This window comes from Serratia sp. CY33525 (genome assembly GCF_052169115.1).
GTDB lineage: Bacteria > Pseudomonadota > Gammaproteobacteria > Enterobacterales > Enterobacteriaceae > Serratia > Serratia sarumanii.
On record NZ_JBJNLK010000037.1, the window covers coordinates 1 to 656 of the forward strand.

General features: G+C 71.6%; 1 protein-coding gene. It reads right to left on the reverse strand.

Annotated features, from left to right (window positions below; genetic code table 11):
- Positions 1–656, reverse strand: a 656-nt coding sequence (locus tag ACJ8IM_RS25205; protein ID WP_442516259.1) for a hypothetical protein, incomplete at both ends; no start/stop codon positions are given.

Below are 656 nucleotides of genomic sequence, written 5' to 3' on the forward strand. Positions count from 1 at the left end.
CTGCCAGATAGCCCGCCGCCACCTGGCCCAGCGCGCCGTTGCCGCCGCTGATCACATAGGTCGCGCCGGCGCGGATCCCGGCCCGTTCGCCGGCCGGCAGATGACAACGCTGCAGGCGCAGCGCCTGCAGTTGCCCCGTCTCGTCAAGACGCACCACCTCTTCCAGACCGCCGGTCGCGCACAGCACCAGCGCGCGCGGCAGTTGCTCCGCCGCCAGCTCCATATAGGTCAGCGCCCGTTCCGGCTGCTCCAGCCGCGCCGTACGCACCAGCCCCGACAGCCCGGCGTCGCCCTCGCGGTCCGCACGCTTCAGCAGCACCCGGTGCGCCGTCGTCTCCGCCTGCAGCATCGCCAGCGCCAGCGCCATATCCTCTTCTTCGCCTTCACTCAACAGCGCCACGGTCTGCCACGGCAGTTCGTTCAGCGCGGCCGCCAGTGACGAACCCCCGCTGACCGTCACGCCGCGCCAGCCTTCCGGCAACGGCGTCTCCACGGTCCGCCTCGACAGCAGCAGGTGCTCCCCCACCGCCGGAGACGCCGTCTCCGGCCCGGCAACGCCGACCCACGCCGTCTCGAACAGGCACTCATTCAGCCGGGACTCCACGCCCGCCTGGCGACAGGACACCCCTTCCAGCACGGCATACAGTTCACCGCCG